Below are 19,687 nucleotides of genomic sequence, written 5' to 3' on the forward strand. Positions count from 1 at the left end.
TAAGACCCCGTTAACCATTAACGGGCATAGTTCCTTCTCGTGATGTCAGTACCGAGGAGAGCATGGTCGACTGGATCATTCTGGCCGCTATCAGCCTGGTATCCGCCAGCCTGGCGGTGCAATGGCTTTTGCCCCGTCGTCGGCAGCGGGGCGATAGTTTCGGTCTGTCCTCACCCGCGTCGCTGTTCGATGCAGTGTTTCTGTTCGATGAGGACCGCCTTATCAGCCATTCCGATATTTCTCTGGAAGGGTTTCAGGCAGTCCGCGACTGGCCTGATCTGCGCCGCCTGCTGCAACGGGACTTTCCGACCTTTCCGGAAACACCAGACCGTATTCGACGCGAAGGTACCCTGGTCATTCCTGCCATCGACTGCACCATCGAACGCGATGTCCTGTGTGAATGGATCGACGGGATCGTGCGGGTGCAACTGCGCGACAGTACCGACCGCCCCGACCCGGTGCAGCGCGACCCCCAAGACCCGATCCGGCTGGCGATGGAACAGGCCCCCTATCCGGTTTGGCTGCTGGATCATCAAGGTAACGTGCGCTGGTGCAATGCCGCCTATGTCTCACTTGTGCGCAAGGTCCGTGGTCAGGATACTGATTTGACCGCACCGATGTTCCCCGGCGCTGATGAAGACGCACGGTTGGGGGCAAAAAGCCGCATCTCAATTTCGTCCGAAGGCAGCGGCAACAAGCTGTGGTTCGATCTCACTCTGGTGGATCACCCCGAGGGGCACCTGTGCTATGCCGTCGATATCAATGCCATCGTCGCCGCAGAGACCGCTCAGCGCAAGTTCGTCCAGACAATGACGAAAACCTTTGCTCAATTGTCTATCGGGCTGGCCATATTTGACCGCAACCGACAACTGGCCTTGTTCAACCCGGCGCTGATCGATTTGACCACCCTGCCCCCGGATTTCCTCAGTTGCCGCCCCAGTCTGTCCAGCTTTTTTGACCGTCTGCGGGATCAACACATGATGCCGGAACCCAAGAATTATCGCGGGTGGCGCAACCAGATGAACGACCTGCTCGAAGCGGCCGAGGACGGGAATTACCAGGAAACCTGGTCGCTGCCATCGGGGTCAGTATATTCGGTCAGCGGGCGGCCCCATCCCGACGGCGCCGTAGCTTTTCTGTTCGAAGATATCACGGCCGAGATTACCCTGACCCGGCGCTTCCGCTCGGAAATGGATCTGATGCAATCGGTTCTGGATAAGTTGGCCGATGCCATCGCGGTGTTTGGTGATGACGGAACACTGGCATTTACCAATCGCACCTATCAACAATTGTGGGGGGATTCTGGTGAGGCCGGGTTCGAACCGGATTCCGTGCTGGATGTGACGCGTGGCTGGCAGGAACAATGCGTTGCCTCACCGATCCTCGGCGAGATTCGCGATTTCGTGGAAATGCGCGACAACCGTGCTGAATGGTCCAACGACCTAAAGCTGCGGAACGGCACCCAACTGTCCTGTACGGTCAGTCCCATGCAGAACGGCGCAACGATTGTGCGGTTCTCGGTCGAGGATGCGCCGTCAACCCTGCCGATCCGTCAAATCAGCGCCTGAACCGGGTTGCAGCCGCCCGGGCGTAAGGTCATTGTGGCGCCATGACGTTGCACGCCCGTTCGATCACCCTGAATTCGCCCGAAGAAACCGCCGATCTGGCCGCACGGCTGGGTGCAAAATTGCGCCCTGGCGACATCTTGTTGCTTGAGGGTGAGATCGGCAGCGGTAAGACCCATTTTGCGCGCAGCCTGATCCAATCACTGATGTCTGTGCCCGAGGACGTGCCTTCGCCCACCTTCACGCTGGTACAAGCCTATGACACCCTACCTGGCGAGATCTGGCACTGCGATCTGTACCGGCTAAGCGCCTTGGAAGAGATCGAAGAACTGGGGCTGTCCGACGCTTTTGAAACTGCCATTTGCCTGATTGAATGGCCGGACAAGCTGGGTCCGCTGACCCCTGCCACCGCCCTGACCTTGCATTTGAAAACAGACCCTAACACGACGGGTTTGCGATATCTGACCCTTTCGTGGTCCGATCCGAAATGGCCCCAAATACTGGAGAGTGCCGCATGACGAACCGGGCTGTGCTGGCCGAGGCGCTGATTGCACAAACACCATGGTCCAACGCCACGCGCGCACCGCTGGCCGGGGATGCCTCGAACCGCCGGTACGAACGTTTGACCGATCCCGACACTGGCCGCACGGCGGTTTTCATGGACTCACCTCCTGGCAAGGCCGAACCGGTTGAGGCTTTTGTCCGCATGGCTAACTATCTGCGGGAAATCGGGCTTAGCGCACCCGAAATCTATGCCGAGGACACAGAATTCGGCTTTCTGTTGCTGGAGGATCTTGGCGATGAGCTGTTCGCCCGCGTCCTGAGGCAAAACCCTCGGATGGAGCGCGAATTGTATGAGGCTGCAACCGACGTTCTGATTGAGCTGCACAAGGCACCTACCCTGTCACTGCCGTCTTATGATCCGACAATGATGACCGAATTGGCTGCGTTGTCCTTCACCAAATACGCCCAAGCGGTATTGGGGGAACATGATGCAGACGCTCGGATACGGTTTGAAAACCGCTTTGCGGATATTTTGCACCAAGAAACCTCGGGCCGCAAAGTGGTGATCCAACGTGACTATCACGCGGAAAATATGATCTGGTTGCCGGACCGTGACGGGGTCAAGCGGGTGGGATTGCTGGATTTCCAGACCGCGATGCTGGGCCACCCGGCCTATGACCTCGTGTCGATGTTGCAAGATGTGCGCCGTGATGTGGCACCGGGGACCGAGATGCGGATGGTAAACCGATACATCGATGCAACCGGCGAAAAGGATCATGACTTTCGCACTGCCTACGCCGTGTTAGGTGCGCAACGAAACCTGCGCATTCTGGGCGTGTTCGCCCGATTGGCGGTGGACTATGGAAAACCGCAATACATCGATCTGATCCCGGCCACATGGGCGCATCTGATGCGCGATCTGGACCATCCTGCGCTGGTCTCTGTTGCTGATCTTCTGCGCGGCGCCCTGCCCGCCCCAACCCCGGAAAACCTGGACAGGCTCAGACAGACATGACCCGACACCCCGACGCCGTGATGTTGTTTGCCGCCGGGTTTGGCACCCGTATGGGCGCTTTGACTAAAGACCGGCCCAAACCCTTGATCGAGGTCGCAGGCCGCCCGCTGATCGATCACGCGCTGGATCTGACGGACGATCTGCCCGCTGATCGAGTGGTTGCTAACCTGCATTATTTGCCCGACCAGCTTGCAGCGCATCTGACCCCCAAGGGTGTGCTGACCTCTTTGGAAGAGCCGGAAATTCTGGAAACAGGCGGTGGGCTGCGTGTTGCTCTGCCCCTACTGGGGCTGGATCCGGTATTTACCTTGAATACGGATGCAATCTGGTCCGGGCCGAACCCTCTGACCCTTTTGCGCAAAGCGTGGGACCCCAACCGAATGGATGCGCTGCTTATGTGTGTTCCCATCGCCCAGACCATCGGGCATGCCGGACCGGGCGATTTCACGGCAGATGCCGAGGGCCGGATCACCCGTGGCCCCGGATTGGTCTATGGCGGGGCGCAGATCATCAAGACCGAAGGGCTGGCAGCCATATCGGAACAGGCATTTTCGCTGAACTTGCTGTGGGATCAGATTCACAAACAGGGCCGTCTGTTCGCGGCCACCTACCCCGGTCGCTGGTGCGACGTGGGCCGCCCCGAGGGGATTGCCCTGGCCGAGGGGTTAATTGCCGATGTTTGAACCCAGCGCCGCGCCCCGCGTCTTTGCCGTGCCTCCGGGCGCAGATTTTCCAAAGGCTCTGGTGGATGGCCTGCGTCAACGCGCCAGTAACCAACCGCCCGAGGCGCTGGCCCGGGTCCAATTGGTGGTCAACACGCGCCGTATGGCCCGGCGCGTACGCGATCTGTTCGATCAGGGCTCGGCCTGCCTATTGCCACGCCTATCGCTGGTGACCGATCTGGGCGAAAGCGTCGATCTGGCGCAAATCCCGCCCGCCATCCCCGCATTGCGACGCAAGTTGGAGCTGACGCAACTGATTGCCAAGCTCTTGGAACAACAGCCTGATCTCGCTGCGCGATCCTCATTGTTCGATCTGTCCGACAGTCTGGCGGCGCTGATTGACGAAATGCAGGGCGAAGGTGTTTCGCCAGACGCGATCCGGCAGCTGGATGTCAGCGACATGTCTGGCCACTGGGCGCGTGCGCAGGCCTTTATAGGGATTGCTGACCATTTTATTGACTCTGGCCCTGATGCTTTGGACGCGCAGGCGCGGCAACGACGTGTGGTGGAAAATCTGATTGATCGCTGGCAGGTGGCACCTCCGCAGCATCCGGTAATCCTTGCGGGCTCTACCGGCTCGCGTGGCACCACATTGATGCTGATGGAGGCCGTCGCCCGCCTGCCGCAAGGGGCGCTGATCCTGCCTGGTTACGATTTCGATCAGCCTGACCATGTCTGGCAGGGATTGGACGATGCGCTAGCCTCAGAAGATCACCCGCAATACCGGTTCCGAAAACTGATGACCCGGCTTGAGATAAAGCCGAGGCAGATCGAACGTTGGACGAACAACCCTGCCCCGTCCCCTGCCCGTAATCGGCTGATTTCACTGGCGTTACGCCCAGCGCCGATCACTGATGCCTGGATGTCCGAAGGTCCCCAGCTAACCGATCTGGATGGCGCCACCAAGGACGTCACCCTGGTTGAGGCGCAATCCCCCCGCGCCGAGGCATTGGCCATTGCCCTGCGTCTGCGTGAAGCGGCAGAAACCGGCCAGACCGCCGCGTTGATCACGCCTGATCGGATGCTGACTCGTCAGGTCAGCGCCGCATTGGATCGGTGGAACATACTGCCGGATGACAGTGCGGGTCTACCATTGCAGCTATCGCCTCCGGGCCGGTTTCTGCGCCATGTGGCTGGGCTGTTCGCCCGGAGGCTCGAGGGCGAGGCGCTGCTGACCCTGCTGAAACATCCGCTTTGCCACGATGGCGGCGATCGCGGTGCGCATCTGCTGCATACCCGTGATCTGGAACTGGATTTGCGGCGACACGGCCCTCCGTTCCCCGAAAGCGCCAGCCTGGCCGCTTTTGCCATCCGCAAAGAGGTGCCAGAGCAGTGGATGCAATGGCTGGTGGCGCAATTCTGCGACCAGCACGTGACGGGTGAATTACCTCTATCCGAATGGGTGACCCGCCTGCGCAATCTGGCCGAGGCGATATCGGCTGGCAGTGAAGGCGACGCCGGAACGCTGTGGGACAAGAATGCGGGCCAAAAGGCGTTGTCGATTCTGACCGCGCTTGAGAACGAGGCCGAACATGGCGGCCCGATGACGGCCCATGATTTCGCCGACCTGCTGGGCGCGCTGCTGGCGGGGGAAGAGGTTCGCGACCGGGACGCGCCACATCCGCATATCATGATCTGGGGAACGCTTGAGGCCCGGGTTCAGGGCGCTGATCTGTTGATTCTGGGCGGCCTAAATGAAGGCAGCTGGCCCGAGGCCGCAGCACCTGACCCTTGGCTGAACCGACAGATGCGCGACAAGGCGGGGCTGTTGCTGCCCGAACGCCGCATTGGCCTGTCAGCGCATGATTTCCAACAAGCCGTCGGAGCGCCCGAGGTCTGGTTGACCCGCGCAACCCGATCCGATGACGCCGAAACCGTGCCATCGCGTTGGCTGAACCGGATGACGAACCTGTTGCAGGGCTTGCCGGGGCAGGGTGGTCCCGAAACGCTGGCTTCAATGCGCGCTCGTGGCCAGCAATGGCTGCGCTGGTCGGAACAGCTTGAGGTCGCGCCGAAGATCGAACCGGCCGCGCGCCCATCGCCGCGCCCGCCGGTCGCCGCACGCCCACGCCGTCTGAGCGTGACCGAAATCAAACGCCTGATCCGCGATCCCTATGCGATCTACGCCAAACATGTGCTGCGCTTGCGGCCACTGGACCCCATGGTCCAGGCACCAGACGCTTTGCTGCGCGGGATCGTCATCCACGAAATCCTTGAACATTTCGTCAAGGACAGTGTTTTGGACAGCGCTTTGCTGACACGCGAGAATTTCCTGAAACGCGCTGAGACGCTGTTGGACCAGCATGTCGCGTGGCCGACCGCCCGCAAACTGTGGCTGGCACGGCTTGAGCGGGTTGCCGATGACTTCCTCACTGCTGAAACCGCCCGACGTGGCGATGGCGGGCCAGTGGCGTTTGAGGCCGCGATGAAGCTGGTGCTATCGCCACTGGATTTCACCATCGCCGGACGAGCCGACCGAATCGATCACAACAGCCGTGGCGCGCTGCGGATCGTGGATTACAAGACCGGCACGCCTCCGACCGAAAGCCAGCAAGCCAAGTTCGACAAACAATTGCTGATCGAGGCCGCCATGGCCGAGCAGGGCGCCATCGAAGGCATCGATCCGTTACCGGTTGCCGAGGCTGTATTCATCGGCATGGGCGGCACTTACAAAGAGGTCGCGGCCCCATTGGCCAAGGAGCCGCCTGACAAGGTTCTGACCGAGCTGAAAGAGCTGGTTTCTGCCTATTTAGAGCCTGATCAAGGCTTCACCGCGCGCCGGATGCTGCACAAAGACACGGATGTTGGCGACTATGACCACCTCGCCCGGTTCGGCGAATGGGACCGCACTGACGAAACCACACCCGAGGTGTTGAAATGAACGCTCGCAATGATGCAACCGAGCGGCAGGTGCAGGCGGCGCGCCCAGATGCCTCGACCTGGTTGGCGGCCAATGCGGGGTCGGGCAAGACGCGGGTTCTGACCGACCGGGTGGCACGGTTGCTGCTGGGTGGCGTGCAGCCGCAACATATCCTCTGTCTGACATACACCAAAGCCGCCGCCAGCGAGATGCAGAACCGGTTGTTCAAACGGTTGGGTGAATGGGCGATGCTGGAGGATGACAGCTTGCTGGCGCAGCTGACCGATCTAGGCGTGCCGGGCGTGATCGACCCTGACAGGCTGGCGCAGGCCCGCACCCTGTTTGCCCGCGCCATCGAAACGCCGGGTGGACTAAAAATCCAGACGATCCACTCATTCTGCGCTTCGCTATTGCGGCGATTTCCTTTGGAGGCCGGGGTTAGTCCTCAGTTTTCCGAGATGGAGGACCGGGCCGCAGCGCTATTGCGCGAAGAGATCGTCGAAGATTTTGCCGATGGTCCGCAGGCCGCACTGATTGAGGATGTCGCCCGTTTCGTCACAGATACCGGCTTTGACAATCTAACCGCCGCCGTCACGCATAAACGCAACCTCTTCTCTCAGCCAATAGAGTGGCCTGATCTGCTGCAACGTTTCGATCTGCCCGACGGGTTCGACGAAAACGCCCTGCTAGTCCGCGTGTTTCTGGGTGGTGAGGTCGACCTGATCCGCGCGATCCTGCCTGCACTGACCGAAAGTGGCGGCAATAACGCCAAGGCTGCGGCCAAACTGGCGGCGTTCACTGAGGCGCGCATTGGCAGCTTGCCGCTGTTGGAGAGCGTGTTTCTGACGGGCAAATCGGCCAAAGAGCCTTTTACCGCCAAGATCAACAGTTTCCCCACCAAAGCCCTGCGGGAAGGCGTGTTGGCTGGTCATATGCCTCAGCTGGAAGCCCTCATGGTTCGGATCGAGGCCGCTCGCGAACACCGGCTGGCTCTGGTCGCGGCACGCAAAACACATGTTCTGCACCGTTTTGCTGCTGCCTTTTTGCCAGAATACGAACGCCGCAAGCTGTTGCGCGGCTGGCTGGATTTCGACGACCTGATCCTGCGCGCACGGCAAGTGCTTAACGATCCGGCCGTGGCGGAATGGGTGCTGTACCGTCTGGATGGCGGCATCGACCACATTCTGGTGGATGAGGCGCAGGATACCAGCCCAGATCAATGGGATGTTGTTGAAAAGCTGGCTCAGGAATTCACCAGCGGGGAAGGGGCGCGATCCGGGGTCGAGCGGACTATTTTCGTGGTCGGCGACAAGAAACAGTCGATCTATTCCTTTCAGGGCGCTGACCCGCAGGCCTTTGACCGGATGCAGCAGGAATTTGGGCGTCGATTGGAACAATCAGGCTCTAAACTGTGGGATTCGACACTGGAATACTCATTCCGATCCTCCAGTGCGATCCTGTCTCTGGTCGATATCCTGTTCGAAAACCGTGCCGAGGCTGGGTTTCACAAGGATAGCCTGCACCGCGCATTTAAGGCCGATTTGCCAGGCCGCGTTGATTTGTGGCCGGTGGTTGAAAAGGTCGACGAAGATGATGATGGCGACTGGACCGATCCGGTGGATCGACCCGGCGCGCGGCACCACACCGTCATTCTGGCCGAACAGGTAGCCCGCTCGATCAAGACCATGATCGACACCGGCGAGACGATCCCCGAGGATGGTGACCGGCCCGGCACTTTCGTTCGGCGCAAGGTGCAACCGGGGGATTTTCTGATCCTCGTCCAACGCCGTTCAGACCTGTTTGCCGAGATCATCCGCGCCTGCAAGGCCGAAGGTCTACCCATTGCCGGGGCCGACCGTTTGAAAGTGGGCGCGGAACTAGCGGTCAAGGATCTGGCGGCGCTGTTGAGCTTTCTGGCCACGCCCGAGGACAGCCTGTCACTGGCCACAGTGTTGAAATCGCCTTTGTTCGGGTGGGGTGAACAACAATTGTTCGACCTGGCGCATCGGCGGCAGGAACAGTTTCTGTGGGCCGCTTTGCGACAACGGGCCGAGGAGTTTCCCGAAACGCTAGGCATCCTCAACGATCTGCGCGGTCAGATCGACTTTCTGCGCCCTTATGACCTGATCGAACGCATTCTGACCCGGCATGACGGGCGGCGGAAACTATTGGGCCGACTGGGGGCCGAGGCCGAGGATGGTATCAACGCACTGCTGTCACAGGCACTGGCTTATGAGCGCACCGATATTCCCAGTCTGACCGGGTTTTTGATCTGGATGCAAACCGACGATCTGGAAATCAAGCGGCAGATGAGCGGTGTCGGCAACATGATCCGCGTGATGACGGTGCATGGCTCCAAAGGGCTTGAGGCCCCGATCGTGATCCTGCCGGATACCGGCAAGCGACAAGCCCCGCGTGATGCCGAGATCATGGTGGGTGAGGGCACACCGCTGTGGAAAGTACCCGCGGATGCCTCGCCAACCTTGATCGCCCGAGCACGGGCCGAGGCGCGGACGCGGGAAGAAAATGAACGGCTTCGACTGCTATATGTGGCTCTAACGCGGGCCGAAAAGTGGCTAATCGTCGGCGCCGCCGGGGATGTCGGCAAAGACGGAACCAGTTGGTACCAGATGGTCGAGGCTGCGATGGCACGGGCAGGGGCCGCACAGGTCCCTGGCTCGGAAACCCTGCGTCTGTCACATGCAGATTGGGACGCGTTACCTCTTGTCGAACATGTGGAGCCTGAGATTGCCGCGACTCCGCTGCCCAACCAGTTCCTTTCCCCAGCGTCCGTGCCAGAACAGGCGCCCGAGACGCTCAGCCCGTCTGATTTAGGTGGGCCCAAAGCGTTGCCCGGAGATACCGGCCAGGATGAAGAGGCCGCCAAATTGCGTGGCACGCGCCTGCACTTGTTGTTGGAACACTTACCATCCGTTGCGCCCGAGAATTGGCCGCAGCTTTGCGCCCGGGTTCTACCTGATATGCAACAACCTGACCGGCAGGAACTGCTAGATGAAGCGCAGGCCGTTCTGGCGGCTGACCATCTGAAATTCGTGTTCGCCAAAAACACACTAGCCGAAGTACCAGTGACCGCCAATCTGAACGGGCGTCGCATGCATGGGGTGATCGACCGTCTGATCGTGGCCGAGGCGGATGTTCAGGTGATTGATTTCAAATCAAATACCACGGTTCCTGACAGCGCATCAGCCTGCCCCGAAGGTCTGTTGCGACAGATGGGGGCCTATGCCCAAGCGTTGGCGCAGATCTATCCGGGTCGACAAGTTCGCACGGCGATCCTGTGGACGCGCACTACCGATCTGATGTGGTTGCCACACGATCTTGTGACGGATGCATTGACCCGCACCCAGATATCTTGACCTTGGGCGGTGCCGACCCTACGTTCTGTTCCCGAGCTTACCCCATTCAGGAGACAGAATATGTCGACCGTAGCCGTGACCGACGATACCTTTGACGCCGAGGTTAAGAATTCCGACATCCCCGTTGTTGTCGATTTCTGGGCCGAATGGTGTGGCCCTTGTAAGCAGATCGGCCCCGCCCTGGAAGAGCTGGCCGCTGAATACGGCGACAAGGTGAAAATCGCCAAGGTTGACGTAGACAGCAACCCGAACGCCGCCGCCGCCATGGGCGTGCGCGGTATTCCGGCCCTGTTCATCTTCAAGGACGGTCAGGTCGTCTCGAACCGCGCAGGCGCGGCGCCGAAGGCGGCACTGCAAAGCTGGATCGACGAATCCATCTGATCCAACGTGATCAGCAAGTCATCAAAGGCGCCTTGAACCGGGCGCCTTTTTTATTGCCAGGAGGATCAGATGGCAAAAACACGGGTACTTGTGGAGTTCGGCATGGGGACGTCTTTGCGCCGCGAGGATTATACCGAGGCCGCGCTGCGGGCGATCAAAGATGCGCTGTGGCACAATTCGGTCAACATGGCCGAGCTGTTCGATTTTCCAAAAGAGGCGATGATCATCGACGCCGAAATTGGGGTTCAGCAGCCTGAAAAGGTGGATCGAGACGCGCTGACTGCCATTTTCCCCTATGGGCAACCCAATATCACCATCACGCAAGGTGGGCTGGATATTGAAAAGCCGCATACCGAGGGTCGGACCGTCATCGCCAATGCCGCCATCATCGTTTCCTTTGACATGGAGCCCGTGACATGACCGAAGAACGTATCATTCTGGAAATGGGCACCGGCAACGATCTGTACGGGCAGGATTACACTAAGGCAGCACGCCGGGCGGTGCAGGATGCGCTGCATCATTCGTCGATCACGCTGTTCTCGAAACTGGGTGTGGACCATACTGAAATGCACGTGAGCGTCACCATAGGTGTGCAGAACCCTGACCGGGTGGATTGCGATCTTGTTGCCGCTGATCTTCCCCGCGGACGGGCCGAGGTGCGGGCTGTCAAAGGTGGGTTGGATATCGACGATACTGAGGCCGGCACGAGACATGTGGTGGCAACCGCCGCGATCGAGGCTTTCCTGCCCGACCTGTCCGGCCAATACAAACTGTCCTGACAAAGAAAAAGCCGCTCGGACGAGCGGCTTGCATTCTTTTTGCACTGGGCGCGGATCAGACGTTCCTGATGTCCGCGCGGCACAGGCCGATATCTTCTAGCTGTGCGTCGCTCAGCTCCGACAGGGCTTTGCGTGTCTTGCGGGATTCATTCCACGCGATTGCTTTGTCATAGGTTCCGTAGAACGCGTCCACTACGTGCAGAATGGTAGCTGCTCCGAGCGGCGCATGGGTTTTAGCGATGGTTGCCATTTGCGCAGTCCTTTTATGTGAAACAGCCGACCCGTTGTCGGTTGTGAGGCTCATGTAGGACGTCAGGCTGAGTCTCACAATTGCTAGTCCGGTAACCCCGCATTGCGATTCCTGCATATCTTTTAGGCAGTTCGTGACCTGTTGCGCTGCGGACAGGTCCGGCCCATATAGGACGGCAGTTGAAAACGGAGGCTTTTATGGCGGATAGCGATTTTCCCGGATGGCACGGCACAACCATCATTGGCGTCAAAAAGGGCGGTCAAGTGGTGATTGCCGGTGACGGACAGGTCAGCCTGGGCCAAACCGTGATCAAGGGAACAGCACGCAAAGTGCGCCGCCTGTCGCCCGGCGGGTTCGAAGTTGTCGCCGGTTTCGCCGGGTCAACCGCCGATGCCTTCACCCTGCTGGAGCGTCTGGAAGCCAAGCTTGAGGCCACGCCCGGCCAGCTGGCGCGCGCCTCGGTCGAACTGGCCAAGGATTGGCGCACAGACAAGTATCTGCAAAAGCTTGAGGCGATGCTGATCGTCACCGACGGCAAGGACCTGCTGGTGATCACCGGGGCAGGGGATGTGCTGGAGCCCGAACACAACGTGGCCGCCATCGGCTCAGGTGGGAACTTTGCCCTCGCCGCAGCCCGCGCCATGATGGACAGCGACAAACCCGCCGAGGACGTGGCGCGCGAGGCAATGGCAATTGCTGCCGATATCTGCGTCTATACCAACGGTAACCTGACGGTCGAGACGATCTCAGGCTAACAGCGCCTTGATTTCTTTTCCTTTCCAGCGCAGGTGCATGCCGACCAGCCCCATCAGGGCCGTCGCGATGACGATGTAGTAGGGCAGGCGGATATCAAAGCTCATCAATCCGCCGCCGATCAGAGACATGACCCCACCCGCCAGACAGAAGACAGCGGTGGTCACACCCATGACCCAACCCTGATCGGTCTCGGCAACGGCCGAAGAAAACAGCCCCAACAGGGTTGGGTATGAGACGCCGAAGAAGAAATAGAAGAAGAAAACCGGCACGTAACTCAGCGCACCGCTGGGGCTGAAGGCAAAACCGAACCCGCAAATCACCATCACCACCAGCGAAGTGTAGATGATCTGGTGCTTGCTGAACCTCTCTTGCGCAGGCTTCACCAGGAAGGTGCTTGAGAACGCCAGCGCAAAACCGATCACCACCATCGCCATGCTACCGCCAATGACTCCGTATCCCCAGGCGCTGGTCAGGAAATTATCAACGAAGACATAGAAGGTGACATTGGCGATCATGAACAGCGCATAGACTGGCAGGATTTTCAGAACCATCGGGTGTTCTCGCACAGCAATCAGGCTGTCGGTCACGTCCCGCGGGCGGAACACAAAAGCCGTACGCTCGGTCCGGGTGTCCTTGAAAAAGGTCAGCACAAGGAAGATGGCGATCAACACCAGAATAAATGCGCCATAGAACGGGGTTTTCAGCGTGGCAAAGCTGCCCAGCAGGTTGGCATCGGACAGAACCGCGCCAATGATTGGGCCGCCGACAAGGCCAAAGCTGACGCCGGTTATGATGTAACCCATGTTGCGGTCGCGATCCGCCGCGTCGGTACTGCCGTCAATCATCGCCGCCTGCGCGATGGGCTGGTTCCCTGCGGTGAACCCGGTGATCGAACGGCCTATGATCAGCAACAGCAAGCTGTTCATATACAGCGCAGCAATGGTCAACGCATACCCTACCAGTGCCCCGCTCAGACAGACCAGCAGCGCATTCTTACGCCCGATGGAATCCGAGACCTTGGACACATAGACCACACCCAGAAACCACGACAAAAAGAAACAACCAATTACCAGCCCGTAATACAGATGGCGGCGACCATCCGGCGTACTCTCGGGCAGGAACCCCGATTTCGTCTCCATGATCAGCGAGTTGATGATGGGAAACACCAATCCTTGCCCGATCAGGTCCACAAACACCACGAACAGCAAGGTGATCTTGGCAATTTTCGTCACTTTCACACTCCTGACCGTCAACACCTTGAAATCACTGTAACAGAGGGCGCGCGTTTCACCTATGGAAAGCGTTTGCAAACCGGATGGGCCATTGCTAACCAACGCTGCCAATGAAAAGGGCTTGGTTGTTTTCGCGATTGCGGTGATTACCTAAGCCCAAGTTTAGCCATGCCGACCGAAAGGACTGCCCCTGTGACCGACCTGACCCCGCGCGAGATCGTCTCGGAACTGGACCGCTTTATCATCGGGCAGAAAGACGCCAAGCGCGCCGTGGCCGTGGCGCTGCGCAACCGCTGGCGGCGCAAGCAACTAACCGATGACATCCGGGATGAGGTCTATCCCAAGAACATCCTGATGATCGGTCCCACCGGTGTCGGCAAGACCGAGATCAGCCGCCGTCTGGCAAAACTGGCCCGCGCGCCCTTTATCAAGGTCGAGGCCACCAAGTTTACCGAGGTTGGCTATGTCGGGCGCGACGTGGAACAGATCGTGCGCGATCTGGCGGATGCCGCCATCATCCAGACCCGCGAATACATGCGCGAAGACGTCAAGGCCAAGGCTCATCAGGCCGCCGAAGACCGCGTAATCGAAGCCATTGCCGGCACCGATGCCCGCGAAGGCACGCGCGAGATGTTCCGCAAGAAACTGAAAGCCGGCGAACTGGACGATACGGTGATCGAGCTGGAACTGTCCGACACCTCGAACCCAATGCCGATGTTTGACATTCCCGGCCAGCCTGGCGGCCAGATGGGGATGATGAATCTGGGTGATATCTTCGGCAAAGCGTTTGGCGGGCGGACCGTCAAGAAACGTCTGACCGTTGCCGAAAGCTATGATGCGCTGATCGGGGAAGAGGCCGACAAGCTGCTGGATGATGAAACCGTCAACCGGGTGGCGCTGGAATCGGTGGAACAGAACGGCATCGTGTTCCTGGATGAGATCGACAAGGTCTGTGCGCGGTCCGACGCCCGCGGTGGCGATGTCAGCCGCGAAGGGGTGCAGCGCGACCTGCTGCCTTTGATTGAGGGCACCACCGTGTCAACCAAGCATGGTGCGGTGAAAACCGACCATATCCTGTTCATCGCCTCGGGTGCGTTCCACATTGCCAAGCCGTCGGACTTGCTGCCCGAATTGCAGGGCCGGCTGCCGATCCGCGTAGAATTGCGCGCCCTCACCGAAGAGGATTTCGTTCGCATCCTGACCGAGACCGACAACGCCCTGACCCGCCAATACACCGCATTGATGGGTACTGAAGAGGTCACTGTCAGCTTTACCGAGGACGGCATCGCGGCCCTGGCCAAGATTGCAGCGGATGTGAACCAAAGCGTCGAAAATATCGGCGCGCGGCGGCTGTACACAGTGATGGAGCGGGTGTTCGAGGAGCTTTCGTTCACCGCACCTGACAAGGCCGGGTCCGAGATCACCGTCAACGCCGATTTTGTCAGCGAAAATTTGGGCGAATTGACCAAGTCGACGGATCTGAGCCGTTACGTTCTGTAACGTCTTCAGCCAGAAATTGCCGCTGATCCTACCCCATGTCGCTGGACGTGGGGCAAGAATTCGATAGCTTAGCGCAAAAGGCCGTTAGGACCCTGTTTGATGCGCTACCTGATTATTCTATTTATGACTTTGTCTCTGAGCGCCTGTGTTGACAGGACGGTCTCGGAAATTGTGCCGTCGGCTGCGTCCATAGGAACGACGAAAACCGTATTTGCCAGTACGACCAGGGCCCGCGAAGCAGACGGATCATTTGGTTTCAAACGCAGTGAAAAACTGCAGTTTCTGGAAACCACCGTGTCCATACCGCCAACACACACGCCGGGAACCCTGAAGTTCTCTTATGCAAATCCCAACCCGCAAAAAGAGTTCGTTCTGGCTGATGTGACCGAATTGAACGGGCCTCAGGGACTGCGGCAACATCTACGTGGGCAGGACGAAGTGACGATCTTTGTGCATGGCTATAACTCGACCCAAACCGAAACCATCTTTCGCGCGGCGCAGCTGTCGCATGACATTGGTCTGCCCGGATCGATCCTGGTGTATTCCTGGCCCAGTCGTGCGACGGGATATGGGTACGCATACGATCTGGACAGCATGCTTTTTGCCCGCGACGGTTTGGAACAGACCATTCGTGAATTGAAATCGATGGGCGTAAACCGGGTTCTGCTTGTGGCGCATTCCATGGGCAGTGCCCTGACGATGGAGATGATGCGACAAACCGAATTGCAGGAACCGGGTTGGGCCAAAAGAAATATCGAAGGTGTGGTTCTGATCTCTCCTGATCTGGACGTGGATTTGTTCCGTTCGCAGATGGACAGGATCGACAATCCACCCGACCCGTTCATTGTCATGGTCTCGCAAAAGGACAAAATCCTGAACATTTCAGCCCGTCTGCGAGGCACGGACGAGGGCGAACGGCTGGGCAATATCAGTTCGATCAAAACGCTTGAGGACTTTCCTATCAACGTGATCGACACGACCGCATTCAACAGCGATGCCGAATCTTCGCATTTCGTTGCTGCTACATCTCCGGCTTTGCTGGCGATCCTCAACTCGATCCGGCGGGTCAACAATACATTTGGCCCTGACGAGCGTCCGGCTATCGACATTCTGGTCCCCCCCAGCGAACGCAACCCCACAGGCGCGACCGGGATCGTGTTGACGGAAACGGGACAGGCGCAGGTGTCCAACCCGTGACACGGGTTAAATTGCGTCATTTTCTTTTTCATAATGCCTCTTGGTTGAGCGCCGGGGTTCTGCTGACGTTTTTGTCCAGCTTTGGGCAGACCTTTTTCATCTCGGTCTTTGCCGGTGAAATCCGTGCAGCGTATGGGCTGAGTCACGGGGCCTGGGGAGGGCTTTATTCCCTAGGTACCACCGTTGCGGCTGTGGTGATGATCTGGGCCGGCGGGTTGACCGATATCTTTCGTGTTCGGGTTCTGGGGCCGTTGGTGCTGGCTGGTTTGACGCTTGCGGCGCTGTCGATGGCGTTGAACAATAGACTGTTCCTTTTGCCTATCGTGATCTTTCTGTTGCGCCTTTTCGGGCAGGGGATGAGCACCCATCTGGCGCAAGTGGCCATGGCGCGCTGGTTCACCGCGACACGTGGCAAGGCGCTGTCGATCGCCTCGCTGGGATACGCGGCCGGAGAGGCGCTGTTGCCGGTGATTTTTGTCGCCGCGATGGTGTTTCTCGACTGGCGATTGTTGTGGGTGGTGGCCGCAGGTGTGACGGTATTGGGTATCCCGGTTCTGATGCGTCTGCTGCGTCTGGAGCGCACGCCGCAAAGCCTGTCAGGGGATCACATTGCCACTGGCATGCAGGATCATCACTGGACCCGGAGCGAGGCGCTGCGCAATTCGCTGTTTTGGTTCATGGTTCCCGCAATCCTTGCACCATCTGCCTTCATCACCGCGTTTTTCTTTCATCAGGTCCATCTGGCGCAGGTCAGGGACTGGCCGCATATTCAACTGGTGGCGCTGTTCCCTGTATTCACCGGCGTTTCGATCCTGTCGATGTTTGCCGCTGGTTGGGCGCTGGATAAATGGGGCACCGCGCGGATCATGCCGTATTATCAACTGCCGATCGGTGTGGGCTTTGCTATTCTCTCTGTCACCAACACCATAACCGGCGCCCTGATCGGCCTGATCTTTCTGGCTCTGACGGTCGGTGCGAACAACACATTGCCTAGCGCCTTTTGGGCCGAGTTTTACGGCACTCGCCATATTGGCGCGATCAAGGCACTGGCGACCGCGGTCATGGTGCTGGGTTCGGCCATTGGTCCAGCTCTAACTGGGGTGCTAATCGACTACAACGTCACGCTTGGTACTCAATTTATGTGGATCGCTGTGTTCTTTGTTGTAGTCAGTGGTTTGGTCTGGACCGGCATTCACCGCGCGAAAACCGCGTTTTAACGACCCCGGCGCAGATACACGTAATAGGCCCCGTCGCCGCCGTGGCTGATATGGGCGGGTGTTACCTGTAACACAGCCTGCGCCAGCGGTGGGATGGACAGCCAGTGTGGCACCTGATTACGCAGTACGCCGCGTGGGGTCGGGATGGGGCCGGGTTCGTCACGGTCCTTACCCTTGCCCGTGATCACCAGCACCAGCCGCTTGCCCTGTGCCTGCGCCGTCAACACAAACCGCACTAGCGCCGGATGCGCCGTGTCGATCCGCATACCGTGCAGATCAATCCGACCTTCGGGTTTCAGCTTGCCGCGCTTCATCCGTCCAAAAGCCTTGGTGTCCATCTGCACCGGGCTGGCGCGCAGGCTGTCAGTGACCGAGGGCTTCAACGCATGACGCGCCACTTTGGCGGGCGCGGTCTGACCGATCTCGAACCCGTCCAGCCGCATCTTTGGTGTTTTGGTTGGTTTCGGTTTGGGCAGGGTGGTGGGATGAACCGATTGCGGCAGCTCAGGATGCAGACGTTCAGCCTGTTTGGTGACCTTTCGCCACAGCTCGATCTCTTCTTCGGTCAGTTTGCGCCGGGTCATCAGAACTCATCCGGGATCAGGGCATAGGCGCGTTGGATTGGCAACAGGATCACCATGCGGCCCGGATCTTTCAGACGCCCGGCGGCCTGCCCAGCGGCATCACCGGTGCCAAAGAAAATATCCGCTCGCTGAGCACCCTTGATGGCCGCGCCCGTATCCTGCGCGATCATCAATCGGCGCATCGGGTCCTTGCCGTCTTTTTCCACCCAGACCGGAGACCCCAGCGGCGTATATTCAGGATCCGCGGCAATGCTGCGCATGGTGGTGACAGATCGGTTCATCGCTCCCAGCGGGCCAAGTTCGGGCGCAACGCGGGTGACTTCACGAAAAAAAACGTAAGAAGGGTTATGAAGTAACAGTTCAGACCCGGCCTCGGGGTTTTTGCGCACCCAGGCTCGGATCATCTGCGCGCTCACCTCATGCGCGCCTAACGCACCGCGGCGGATCAATTCGGCCCCGATCGAACGATACGGATGCCCGTTCGCGCCGCCATAGCCCACGCGTAAGCCACCACCATCGGGCAGACGAATACGGCCCGAGCCCTGGATCTGCAAAAAGAACAGCTCGACCGGGTCATCAACCCAGGCGATCTCAAGCCCCCGGCCAGTCATAGCATCCCCAGTAAGGATGTCCCGGCGGCTCAGCCAAGGCCCTTCGGCGCGTGCTTCGGGTGGCATTTTGTAGATTGGGTATTTGAACCGGTCGGTCCGGCTGCGCGATCCATCCAGTTCGGGCTCAAAATAGCCGGTGAACAGCGCATCTTTACCGTCTTCAACCAAAACCGGACGGAAGAACAGCTCGAAAAACGCCCGCGCTGCATCCCCTTCATAGGTCCGGGCCACAGCGCATAGGGCACGCCAATCCGGATCATTCAGATCGCCACACGTATTCAGAAAAACCGAAAGGGCCGCCCCGTGATCGTCAGCGGCCCAGCCCTCAAGGTCATCAAACGACAGGATCGAGCGCGTCGCCTCAGCTCCGGCGGCGCTAGCGGTGGTCATCGCACCCACCAGAAAAAGCGACCGGAGTGCGGCAATCATGCGTCCGTGGCGACAAGCAGCCAGTTCGGATCGTCCGCGCCCATGACACGGGCAAAGGTCCAGCTGTCCTTTTGGCGTTTGACGGTGTTTGGGTTACCTTCGATGATATCGCCGCCGCGATCACGCACAACCGAGGTCAGCTCACCCACGAATTTCATGGTGATCTCGGCCTGATTGGTATCTTTGTCGAATTTCACGTCGGCCAATGTGGTTTCACGCACGCCGATAAATTCGGCCTCGATGGTCAGGCCCTGATCTTCACGGGCGGCCACGACGGACACAAACGTATCGAACACCTCTTCGGACAGGAAGGGTTGGATTTCGTCCAGATTACCCTTTTCGAAACCCATAACGATCATCTCATAGGCACCGCGCGCGCCCTGCACGAATTCGGTGACGGAAAAGCTGGGCTCGATCCGCTTCATCGCAGCAAGCGTTTGTGCCTGTTCGCTGTCTTCGGCAACATGGTCTGTGATGTCGTAATCAGGACCACCTTCAATCACCTCAAACCCGCGGCGGGCACTGTGCCCGTCGGGTTGTTCCTGAATAGGAGGTTTCTCAAAACCTTCACGCGTACCCAGCACGCTTTTCAGGCGCAGGATCAGGAAAACGGCTATTCCGGCCAGGACCAGCAACTGGATCATCGGTTCGTTCATTTCATCCTCTTTTCAGACCGCGACTTTGTATACGCGGCCTCATGCCACTATG

General features: G+C 59.1%; 18 protein-coding genes. 13 read left to right on the plus strand and 5 right to left on the minus strand.

What is annotated here, in order from left to right; translation table 11 throughout:
* Positions 1-62: 62 nt before the first annotated feature.
* The 9 genes from ACR0DL_RS08335 to ACR0DL_RS08375 all read left to right on the plus strand — a co-directional run bounded on the left by ACR0DL_RS08335 (position 63) and on the right by ACR0DL_RS08375 (position 11,203).
* Positions 63-1,568: a PAS-domain containing protein gene (locus ACR0DL_RS08335; RefSeq protein ID WP_480688564.1), complete on the plus strand. Its 1,506-nt coding sequence runs from the start codon at positions 63-65 to the stop codon at positions 1,566-1,568.
* Positions 1,569-1,609: 41 nt separating this feature from the next.
* Positions 1,610-2,083, plus strand: coding sequence for a tRNA (adenosine(37)-N6)-threonylcarbamoyltransferase complex ATPase subunit type 1 TsaE (gene tsaE / locus ACR0DL_RS08340; protein WP_170349530.1), 474 nt, complete (start codon positions 1,610-1,612; stop codon positions 2,081-2,083).
* Positions 2,080-3,084, plus strand: a complete 1,005-nt coding sequence (locus ACR0DL_RS08345; protein ID WP_480688566.1) for an aminoglycoside phosphotransferase family protein — start codon at positions 2,080-2,082, stop codon at positions 3,082-3,084. The genes tsaE and ACR0DL_RS08345 overlap by 4 nt, the downstream gene beginning before the upstream one ends.
* Positions 3,081-3,767: a nucleotidyltransferase family protein gene (locus ACR0DL_RS08350; RefSeq protein ID WP_480688568.1), complete on the plus strand. Its 687-nt coding sequence runs from the start codon at positions 3,081-3,083 to the stop codon at positions 3,765-3,767. The genes ACR0DL_RS08345 and ACR0DL_RS08350 overlap by 4 nt, the downstream gene beginning before the upstream one ends.
* Entirely contained in the window at positions 3,760-6,687 is a 2,928-nt protein-coding gene (addB, locus tag ACR0DL_RS08355; protein WP_480688570.1) for a double-strand break repair protein AddB, read from the plus strand. Before ACR0DL_RS08350 ends, addB begins: the two co-directional genes overlap by 8 nt.
* On the plus strand, positions 6,684-10,043 hold the full coding sequence (addA, locus tag ACR0DL_RS08360) for a double-strand break repair helicase AddA (protein WP_480688572.1): 3,360 nt from the start codon (positions 6,684-6,686) through the stop codon (positions 10,041-10,043). Before addB ends, addA begins: the two co-directional genes overlap by 4 nt.
* A 60-nt stretch (positions 10,044-10,103) precedes the next feature.
* Positions 10,104-10,424, plus strand: coding sequence for a thioredoxin (gene trxA / locus ACR0DL_RS08365; protein ID WP_058283354.1), 321 nt, complete (start codon positions 10,104-10,106; stop codon positions 10,422-10,424).
* Between the two features lie 69 nt (positions 10,425-10,493).
* Positions 10,494-10,844, plus strand: a complete 351-nt coding sequence (locus ACR0DL_RS08370; protein ID WP_170376567.1) for a Lin0512 family protein — start codon at positions 10,494-10,496, stop codon at positions 10,842-10,844.
* On the plus strand, positions 10,841-11,203 hold the full coding sequence (locus ACR0DL_RS08375) for a Lin0512 family protein (protein WP_480688574.1): 363 nt from the start codon (positions 10,841-10,843) through the stop codon (positions 11,201-11,203). The genes ACR0DL_RS08370 and ACR0DL_RS08375 overlap by 4 nt, the downstream gene beginning before the upstream one ends.
* Before the next feature lie 55 nt (positions 11,204-11,258).
* On the opposite strand, the gene ACR0DL_RS08380 is transcribed toward ACR0DL_RS08375, so the two are convergent.
* Positions 11,259-11,453, minus strand: a complete 195-nt coding sequence (locus tag ACR0DL_RS08380) for a DUF1127 domain-containing protein (RefSeq protein ID WP_170349537.1) — start codon at positions 11,451-11,453, stop codon at positions 11,259-11,261.
* A gap of 197 nt (positions 11,454-11,650) precedes the next feature.
* Between ACR0DL_RS08380 and hslV the strand changes: the two genes are divergently transcribed.
* Complete coding sequence (hslV, locus tag ACR0DL_RS08385) at positions 11,651-12,208, plus strand: ATP-dependent protease subunit HslV (protein ID WP_058283350.1); 558 nt, start codon at positions 11,651-11,653, stop codon at positions 12,206-12,208.
* Here hslV and ACR0DL_RS08390 read toward each other — a convergent pair.
* Positions 12,200-13,441, minus strand: coding sequence for an MFS transporter (locus ACR0DL_RS08390; RefSeq protein ID WP_480688576.1), 1,242 nt, complete (start codon positions 13,439-13,441; stop codon positions 12,200-12,202). The two genes, hslV and ACR0DL_RS08390, sit on opposite strands and share 9 nt — an antisense overlap.
* Positions 13,442-13,633: 192 nt before the next feature.
* On the opposite strand from ACR0DL_RS08390, the gene hslU reads away from it, so the two are divergent.
* The 3 genes from hslU to ACR0DL_RS08405 all read left to right on the plus strand — a co-directional run bounded on the left by hslU (position 13,634) and on the right by ACR0DL_RS08405 (position 17,355).
* Positions 13,634-14,941: an ATP-dependent protease ATPase subunit HslU gene (gene hslU / locus ACR0DL_RS08395; protein ID WP_170349539.1), complete on the plus strand. Its 1,308-nt coding sequence runs from the start codon at positions 13,634-13,636 to the stop codon at positions 14,939-14,941.
* Between the two features lie 99 nt (positions 14,942-15,040).
* Positions 15,041-16,138, plus strand: a complete 1,098-nt coding sequence (locus tag ACR0DL_RS08400; RefSeq protein WP_254443161.1) for an alpha/beta hydrolase — start codon at positions 15,041-15,043, stop codon at positions 16,136-16,138.
* Complete coding sequence (locus ACR0DL_RS08405) at positions 16,135-17,355, plus strand: MFS transporter (RefSeq protein WP_480688578.1); 1,221 nt, start codon at positions 16,135-16,137, stop codon at positions 17,353-17,355. Before ACR0DL_RS08400 ends, ACR0DL_RS08405 begins: the two co-directional genes overlap by 4 nt.
* Here ACR0DL_RS08405 and ACR0DL_RS08410 read toward each other — a convergent pair.
* From ACR0DL_RS08410 to ACR0DL_RS08420, 3 genes are read right to left on the minus strand one after another with little or no spacing between them, the layout of a single operon-like run.
* The gene (locus ACR0DL_RS08410) at positions 17,352-17,939 is read right to left on the minus strand and encodes a Smr/MutS family protein (protein WP_170349542.1); all 588 of its coding nucleotides are present in this window, start codon (positions 17,937-17,939) and stop codon (positions 17,352-17,354) included. The genes ACR0DL_RS08405 and ACR0DL_RS08410 overlap by 4 nt on opposite strands.
* Positions 17,939-18,979 carry a murein transglycosylase A gene (gene mltA / locus ACR0DL_RS08415; RefSeq protein WP_170376551.1) on the minus strand — a complete coding sequence of 347 codons (1,041 nt, stop codon included), beginning with the start codon at positions 18,977-18,979 and terminating at the stop codon, positions 17,939-17,941. Before mltA ends, ACR0DL_RS08410 begins: the two co-directional genes overlap by 1 nt.
* Positions 18,976-19,635 (minus strand): Tim44/TimA family putative adaptor protein, encoded by a 660-nt coding sequence (locus ACR0DL_RS08420; protein WP_480688581.1) that lies wholly within the window; start codon positions 19,633-19,635, stop codon positions 18,976-18,978. Before ACR0DL_RS08420 ends, mltA begins: the two co-directional genes overlap by 4 nt.
* Between the last annotated feature and the right edge of the window lie 52 nt (positions 19,636-19,687).

This window comes from Ruegeria sp. BB5, from assembly GCF_056539405.1.